At 69.4% G+C, this 7522-nt stretch carries 8 protein-coding genes; 5 read left to right on the forward strand and 3 right to left on the reverse strand.

Annotation, left to right across the window (positions count from 1 at the left end; translation table 11 throughout):
- Window positions 1-24: 24 nt before the first annotated feature.
- The 3 genes from G6016_RS14235 to G6016_RS14245 form a co-directional block, all read right to left on the reverse strand.
- The gene (locus G6016_RS14235) at window positions 25-180 is read right to left on the reverse strand and encodes a hypothetical protein (protein ID WP_182633279.1); all 156 of its coding nucleotides are present in this window, start codon (window positions 178-180) and stop codon (window positions 25-27) included.
- A gap of 40 nt (window positions 181-220) precedes the next feature.
- A complete protein-coding gene (locus tag G6016_RS14240; protein WP_182633280.1) occupies window positions 221-1675 on the reverse strand; it encodes a lipase family protein in 1455 nt (484 codons plus the stop codon).
- Window positions 1676-1775: 100 nt separating this feature from the next.
- Window positions 1776-3026: a hypothetical protein gene (locus G6016_RS14245; protein WP_182633281.1), complete on the reverse strand. Its 1251-nt coding sequence runs from the start codon at window positions 3024-3026 to the stop codon at window positions 1776-1778.
- A 132-nt stretch (window positions 3027-3158) separates the two neighbouring features.
- On the opposite strand from G6016_RS14245, the gene hemB reads away from it, so the two are divergent.
- The 5 genes from hemB to G6016_RS14270 form a co-directional block, all read left to right on the forward strand.
- The gene (gene hemB, locus G6016_RS14250; RefSeq protein WP_338403623.1) at window positions 3159-4190 is read left to right on the forward strand and encodes a porphobilinogen synthase; all 1032 of its coding nucleotides are present in this window, start codon (window positions 3159-3161) and stop codon (window positions 4188-4190) included.
- On the forward strand, window positions 4187-4930 hold the full coding sequence (locus G6016_RS14255) for a hypothetical protein (protein WP_182633283.1): 744 nt from the start codon (window positions 4187-4189) through the stop codon (window positions 4928-4930). Before hemB ends, G6016_RS14255 begins: the two co-directional genes overlap by 4 nt.
- Window positions 4917-5498: a transport-regulating membrane protein Mce1N gene (mce1N, locus tag G6016_RS14260; protein WP_182633284.1), complete on the forward strand. Its 582-nt coding sequence runs from the start codon at window positions 4917-4919 to the stop codon at window positions 5496-5498. The genes G6016_RS14255 and mce1N overlap by 14 nt, the downstream gene beginning before the upstream one ends.
- The gene (locus G6016_RS14265; protein WP_182633285.1) at window positions 5495-5737 is read left to right on the forward strand and encodes a hypothetical protein; all 243 of its coding nucleotides are present in this window, start codon (window positions 5495-5497) and stop codon (window positions 5735-5737) included. Before mce1N ends, G6016_RS14265 begins: the two co-directional genes overlap by 4 nt.
- 212 nt (window positions 5738-5949) lie before the next feature.
- Window positions 5950-7522, forward strand: a 1573-nt coding sequence (locus tag G6016_RS14270) for an alpha/beta fold hydrolase (protein ID WP_338403624.1), incomplete at its 3' end; no start/stop codon positions are given.

Genomic DNA, 7522 nt, shown 5'->3' on the forward strand with positions numbered 1-7522 from the left:
GCCGCGCCGTGTCCGGCGTCGGGGTCAGTACCGCCCGGGTCCGCCCAGGCCGGCGTTGATGCCGTCCACGGAGGTGACGATGTTGGCGAGGCTGCCCCACGTGAAGGAGTAGCCGAGGCTGCCCAGCAGTGCCGGGGCGATTCTGATCAGGTCCTGTGGATCAAGGAACAGACGTCCCATGGTGTCGCATCCTTTCGGGTGTCGGATCGGGCCCGCCGTGTCAGCGGATCTCGTCCATGAGCCAGTTCACGGCGTGCATGCCGAACAGTTCGGTCATCCAGCGGTAGAGGTCGGTGATCATCACCCCGGGCCCGCAGTCGAGGCCGTGATAGTGCACGTCAACGCCCTGTGCGCGGTAGGAGTCGACGAGGTTCCGGGCGTCCTGCGCCGGGGTGACGACCATGATCGAATCGTCGGCCGCACACGAGGTGACGAGAACCTTGCCGGGTGGCCGCAGTGCCGGGTTGGCTGTCGGGTTGCTGATCCCCAGGCTGTTGTCCCGGAACACGTGCTGGAAGTCGGGTTCGTCGGCGGGCGGGATTCCGCTGGTGAACAGGGTGTGCTGCGGCAGGAACGGGGTCAGGTAATAGAACGGGGTCTGGCACGCGTCACGGAAGATGTCGGCAAGGAACCGGCCGGCCGGATTGAGTTTGTCGTTGAGCCGCATCTCCGGGTACTGCGGCTCCAGGCCGACGAGGGTGGCCAGAACGAACCCGGACCCGAGGTGCCCGTCGGCGAAGTCGATGAAGGTCCGCTGGTCCACGGCCATGGCTTCGAGCAGCGTCGCCGTGACCGGGATCTCCGGGGCGTACCAGGGCTGGTACTCGATCGCGAAGGCCGCGCCCACGCCACCGCCGGCCACGCCGAACACCCCTACGTCGTTGTTGGGATTCACCCCAGCGCCCGGCACGTCGTAGGCCGCGCGGAGCCCGTTGAGCAGGGCCATTCCGGCGTACCGGCCGGCGAAGACGGTGTGGACTCCCGGGTCGGCGTCGTTGCCGACGTCGGAGATGACCACTGCCGCGCCCTCGCCGAGGAACTGCGCGAGCGGGCCGAGTGCGGCGATCGAGGAGAAGTCCATGAAGTCGCCGCCGGTCCACTGCGACGACGGATGGCACTTCGCGCCGGCCGAGTCGTTGATCTGCTGGTAGGCCACCACCGGTCGGCTCGCGTCGTCGCGGCCGTCGTCGGGCACCATGATCACTCCGGTGCTGATCACGCGATTTCCCGCCACGTCCTCGGTGACGTACATGGTGCGCCAGGCGCGGATGTGCGCCGGTTTGATGCCGTTGTAGATCACCTCGAACGGCTCGGAGTTGAGCAGATGCCCCATCGGCATCGAGTCGTCGATCGGAGGTTCGTCGTAGAACGGACCGGCCTGGCCCCAGAGTCCCTCGGCGTTCTCGGCGGGGGAGGCGGGGACGGAATCGGCGAGCATCGACACAGCGAATGGGTTGAGGACCTCGCGGAGTTCCGGCGGGACGAACGGCCGAGTCCATTCGGTGCCGGTGTCGGTGCTGGTGCCGGTGCCGGTGGCGTCGGCGGAGACGGCGTCCGGGGCGGGCTTCGCGGCAAGAGGCTGGCCGGCAACGGGCTGTGCGGCGACGGGCTGCGCGAGTGCGGGGGCGGCGAGCCCCGCGCCGACGACTACCGCGGCGAGCGTGGCGGCGATCATCCTCACCTGACCAGGGGCCCGCCGCGAGCGAGGCGAGTGCGCCGGCTGGAGTCGATCCGCGTGGGGTGTGGCGGCACCCTCTGACATCATCGCTCCTCGCTCAGGGGATGGTGACGTAGGTGGCGTGCACGACATCGCCGAGGATCTGAGGGATCCGCGAGGTCGCCCGGGCGGCTTCGAACTGCTGCTCGTAGGGGACCTGCAGCTTGGCCTCGAGCGCGGGCCAGTTGTGCTCGACCTCGTCGCGGTAGCGGGGCAGCAGCTGGGTGGTGACATACTCCCAGCGCTGCTCGTACACCGACCAGTCCCACGACGGGAGCGGGGTGTGCAGCGTGGCGCCACGGCCGTCCGGCAGGGTGCCCTGGAGGGTGACGGGCTTGTAGTCACGCAGCGCGGGGACTCCGGCCACCGACGGCGACCCGGCCAGCGTCATCATGTAGGTGAACGACTCACCGAGGCCGTCCTTGTAGCCGCGGACGTCATCCCACATCTGCGAGACCACCCAACCCTGCTCGCGGTTGAGCAGGGTCATGTTCCCGTGCGCGATCCGGTCGGGATCCCCGGAGGCGACGTCACGCCAGGCGTCCATGATGTCGTCGCCGAAGATGCCGGCGCGATGCATCTCCTCGAGGCCGGGCAGTCCCTCGTTGGCGTAGACGTAATGCATGGGCATCAGGTCGGAGTAGATCGCCTTCTGCATGATCACGACCTGGGTGACGAACCAGTACAGGTCCTCGGTGGTGATGTCGCCGGCGTGGTCGGCCAACACTGACAGGCCTCCGGGGAGCTGGGCGACGGCCTCGGGGCCGAACGCGGTCTCGACGTGGTTGATGATGTCGCGGGCGGCCTGCTGCAGTCCCGGGGTGTCGTACATCTGGGTGACCCATTCGATGTCGGCGATGCCGCCGCCGAAATCGCCACCGACCTGCCCGCCCATGCCGGCCCACTGCAATTCGCGGTGGGAGAGCTGGAAGTCCTGGTAGTAGCGGTAGGACTTGATCATGTTGGACCGATTCGCGGCGAAACCCTCGAAGGGGTCCCAGGACTCCAGGTCGATCCCCGCCTGCTCCGTCGACTGCACCAGCCGGTACTGCAACAGCAGTGCCGAGTAGGTGCTTGCGGGGAGCCCCGACTCGCGAGCCTCGCCGACGAGCCTCTCGAGCGTGGGCAGGTCGTAGGGGAGGGCGGAGTGCACGCCGCCGCCCTCCACGTTCGACAGGCGGTTGGTCAGAGGTAGGCCGAGGTAGCCGTCGAGGTCCAGGGCACCGGCGATCGGGGACAGGGCAAGTGAGCCGGTCACGAGTATCGGGGCCAGCGCGGCCGTCACGAGCCGCGAGAATCGAGTTGTCATTCGCAGAATCTTATATCTTGTATATGTGATCTTTGGGGCTCTTCGTCGCTCGTGCCGGAGGCGCGACCTAGGGCGATGGGGCGGACCTTGCGTCTGCGCTCATCGAAGCCGGACTTATCTAGAGTGGAGGCCGTGAAGGACACGTCGGATATCTCTGCCGCCCCAGTAGCTCGACCGCGTCGCCTGCGTTCGACTCCCGCGATGCGGCGCCTCGTGGGGGAGACCTCCCTGCAGCCGCGCCAGCTCGTCCTGCCGGCGTTCGTGGCGGACGGGATCGACGAGCCGCACCCCATCGGGTCCCTGCCGGGCGTCGTGCAGCACACCGTCGGCTCCCTGCGCCGCGAGGCCGCGACCGCCGCAGAGGCGGGGCTCGGCGGGATCATGCTGTTCGGGGTGCCGCGCGAGGAGGACAAGGACGCCACCGGCAGCTGCGGAGCGGACCCGGAGGGCATCCTCAACCGCGCGTTGGCGGCGGTTCGGCAAGAGGTCGGCGACGACCTGGTGGTGATGGCCGATACGTGCCTGGACGAGTTCACCGACCACGGGCACTGCGGGGTGCTGGCCACCGGACCGCGCGGGAAGACCGTCGTGGACAACGACGCCACACTGGCCGCCTACGCCGAGCTCGCGGTCGCGCAGGCGGCGGCCGGCGCCCACGTGGTGGGTCCGAGCGGGATGATGGACGGTCAGATCGCCGTGATCCGCGACGCGCTGGACGCGCAGGGCCACAGCGACACCGCGGTCCTGGCCTACAGCGCCAAGTACGCCAGCGCGTTCTACGGTCCGTTCCGCGAGGCGGTCGGCTCGTCCCTGCAGGGCGACCGCAAGACCTACCAGCAGGACCCCGCCAACCGGCGCGAGTCCCTGCGTGAGGTGCGGCTGGACCTGGAGGAGGGGGCCGACATGGTGATGGTCAAACCGGCCATGTCCTACCTCGATGTCCTGCGCCAGACCGCCGAGCTCTCGGACGTGCCGGTCGCCGCCTACCAGGTCTCCGGCGAGTACGCGATGATCTCCGCCGCCGCCGAGAAGGGCTGGATCGATCACGACCCCGCGGTCATGGAGTCGCTGCTGTCCATCCGTCGCGCGGGCGCGGACATCGTGCTGACCTACTGGGCCCTGCTCGCCGCGCGACTGCTGCGGGAAGGCTGGGGTGCGCGGTGACCCCCGAGGAGAACGGGCGAGGGCCCGCACAGAACCCCGCCGGGGGAGCGTGGCCGCCGCCGGAGCGGTACCCCGCCGAAGGCGGGCGGCAGCGCCCGGACCAGAACCCCACGGGGGGTGCGTGGCAGCGCCCGGAGCAGAACCCCGCCGGGGGTGCGTGGCAGCCGCCGGGACAAGATCGAGATCCAAATCCGACGACGACGACAACGCCGCCCGAGGAAATCCGCGCGGCCTGGGGACTGTGGCTGGCGACGGCATTCTTCGCGCTGGTCGGGATGCTCGTCAATGCGCTGACCGCACGGTTTACGGACCTGCCCGTCGCCACCCAGGACGCACTTCGAAACGCCGTCGAGGATGCCAACTCCGCCACCGGCGGGGAGGGCCAACAGATCAGCGTCGACCTGGCGTTCGGGCTGGCCACGGGTCTGGGTGCGGTCCTGGCAGTGCTGGTGGCCGCGGTCACGGTGTGGCTCGCCTATCGCCTCCGTGCCGGGAAGGGATGGGCGCGACTGATACTCACCATCGTCGCGGTCTTCCCGATCGTCGACGCCATCGCCGTGATCATCGGTGTGGTCGGTGGGGCTGAGGTCGCCGGCGGTCGGGACGACGTGCTCGGCTTCGTCGTCGTCGCCTTCCAGGTCCTCGCGGGGCTCTGCGCCGCAACGGCCGTGTGGCGGCAACACACGCCCGAGGCCATGGAGTACCTCACGGCGGGCGGGGGGCGACGTGCCTCCAAGTAATCCCGAGATCCGGCCGGGCGTCGAACCGGAGGGGCCCGTCCTGTACGCCGAGGACGGGTGGAGCTGGGCCTGGATCCTGGTCGCGCCGGTGGCCTGCGCCGCGGCGGGGCTCTTCGAGTTCCTCACCGGCGCCCCGGTGCACTGGCTCATGCTCACCGTCTGCGCGGTCGCGGCGGGACTCAGTCACGGCGTCATGATCGCCGCCACCCGCGTCCACGGCCGCGTACGGCTCACCCCCACCTCCTACTTCCAGGGCACCGAGGAACTGGAGCTTGAGCGTGTGACCGAGGTGCACCCCCTGCCCACCGGGAATCCCGACGAGCAGTCGTGGCAGAGCGCCCGGATCCTCGGCGAACTGCGTGAGGTGCCGAAGCGACGCGGGGCCGTGGGGATGCTGCTCGACAACGGCGCCGAGGTGCGCGCCTGGGCCCGGCGACCCGAGGCGCTGCGGGAGGCGCTCGCCGGTGCCGTGGCGGACGGCCCCGACTCCGCCCCCGACGCCGCTCCAGACGTCGCACCCGAGTCCGCTCCCGACTCCGCGCCCGACGAGTCGCCGGACACCGCGTGAGGAGTCGACACCAGGCGCTCGTGGCGGTCCTCGCGGCGGTGCTGGCCGTGGTGCTCTGGGTGCTGTCCCGGGGCACCGTCGAGGTGATCCCGCCCGCCGTCGAACCGCCCGTCGAGGGGGTCGTCCAGCGGAGCGTCACCGACCCGTGGTTGCTCGTGGCCGCGACCGTTTCAGCAGGCGTAGCGATGGTGTTCGCGACGCTGGCGATCCTGAGAATCACTTCACCGCAAGCACGCTGATATATCCACTTCTGCCTGGGGTTTTGGCGGTACACGCGCCTTCTCGGTAACGATCAGATTGCGGTTCGCTGAGTGTCGGTCCCGCGATTCTGCGTGGCGCGCGCCACAGGCTACTGTTGGGTCAGTTCGGGCGTATGTGGCCACCGAGAAAACTGCGGTCCGGCGGTCGATTTTCAGCAGGAACATCTACAGCAACATGGAATTGGGGATCGGTGCAGCCGTCTAGCACTTTCGTTGGCACCACCGCGGTCGTCGGAGCGATCGCACTTCTGGGATCAGGGTTGGCCTCGGCCGCCCCGGTCAAGTGGCATGACTGCACCGAGATGCTCGGGGTCGAGGCCGAGTACCTGCCCCCGGGCATGGAGTGCGGCACCGTCGACGTGCCGGTCAACTATGACGATCCCGACGGAGCGCAGACCGAGGTCGCGCTGACCCGCATCAAGGCCTCCACCGGGCAGGCCCGCTCGACCATCTTCGGCAACCCGGGCGGACCGGGTAACTACGCGCTCAACTTCTGGAACCCGCCGCTGGACGGGTCGGCGCCGGCCGGGCTGTACGAGAACCACGACCTGGTGGCCGTGCAGCCGCGCGGGCTCTACGGGTCCAACCCGATGGTGTGCGAGGTCGAGTTCGTCGGACCGAACGCCGTCAACCCGCTGCACGACGCCTGCTTCGGCACCGATCCCGCCTACATGGCGTCCATGACGACGGAGAACGCCGCGCGGGACACCAACGCGGTTCGCGAGGCGCTCGAGCTCGCCGAGATCGACTACCTGGGCGTGTCCTACGGCACCGCGATCGGCACCGACTTCGCCACCCTGTTCCCGGAGCACACCGGCAAGATGGTGCTCGACTCCAACACCCACCCCGACTGGCGCTGGTCGGAGCAGGCGGAGCAGGGCGCGTTCGCGCAGGAACAACGAATCAACGACATCTTCGGATGGATCGCCGAGCGCGACGACTACTACGGCCTCGGTGACACCCCGCTGAAGGTGTTCCACTCCTGGAAGTGGGTGACCGACCAGGAAGTGGGCGGCCCCGCGAACCTCACCCCGCCGCCGGCGGAGATCCGCGACCTGCCCGTGGAGCTGCGCGGAACCGCCCTCGAGCGTCCGGCGCTCGACGTGATCAACACGACCGCGCCGGGCCGCGCACGCGTCGAGGGCTTCGCCCGCGCCGCCGCCCTGCAGGGCCTGACCAACAACGCCACCACCGGGCTCTACGACGCCACCGTGGGCGCCACCTACAGCGAGCAGGCGTGGCCGATGCTGGCCCATGTCCTGAAGTACTACAACGACGGTGGCCAGATCGCGCGGGTCGACTACGAGACCGTGGGCATGATGCTCGCGGCCCAAGAGAACCGGTCGCCGATCTACCGCACCGATATCGAGATGAACTCGATCATCACGTGCAATGAGACGGCCGCACCGTCCAACCAGCTCGGCGTGATGGCGGCCAAGGTCGACAAGGCCACCGGCGGCAACCGACTCACCACCCGCGCCGCCGTCGAGGCCGCCGGGGACGACTGCGTGGGCTGGGACCCGATCGCCCAGACCATCGACCCCAACGGCGACGAGCTCAAGACCAAGCCGCTGGTCCTGCACTCCGAGGACGACGCGATCACCCCGATCGCCGGCGGCCAGCGCGTCGCCGAGGCACTCGGCGGCACCCTGGTGACCGTCGGCGGCGGAGACCACGGCGTGTTCCGCACCGGCAACGAGGCCGTCGACCGGATCGTGATGGAGTTCCTCGAGACCGGCATCGCCGTTCCCGGACACGTGCCCG

Origin of the sequence: Dietzia aerolata (assembly GCF_014144865.1) — a bacterium.
In the GTDB taxonomy this organism is placed as follows: domain Bacteria; phylum Actinomycetota; class Actinomycetes; order Mycobacteriales; family Mycobacteriaceae; genus Dietzia; species Dietzia aerolata.

Excerpts from the sequence above, each read along its gene's own strand:
- G6016_RS14235 (WP_182633279.1), bottom strand. The coding sequence starts at position 180 with ATGGGACGTCTGTTCCTTGATCCACAGGACCTGATCAGAATCGCCCCG.
- G6016_RS14240 (WP_182633280.1), bottom strand. The coding sequence starts at position 1,675 with ATGATCGCCGCCACGCTCGCCGCGGTAGTCGTCGGCGCGGGGCTCGCC.
- G6016_RS14245 (WP_182633281.1), bottom strand. The coding sequence starts at position 3,026 with ATGACAACTCGATTCTCGCGGCTCGTGACGGCCGCGCTGGCCCCGATA.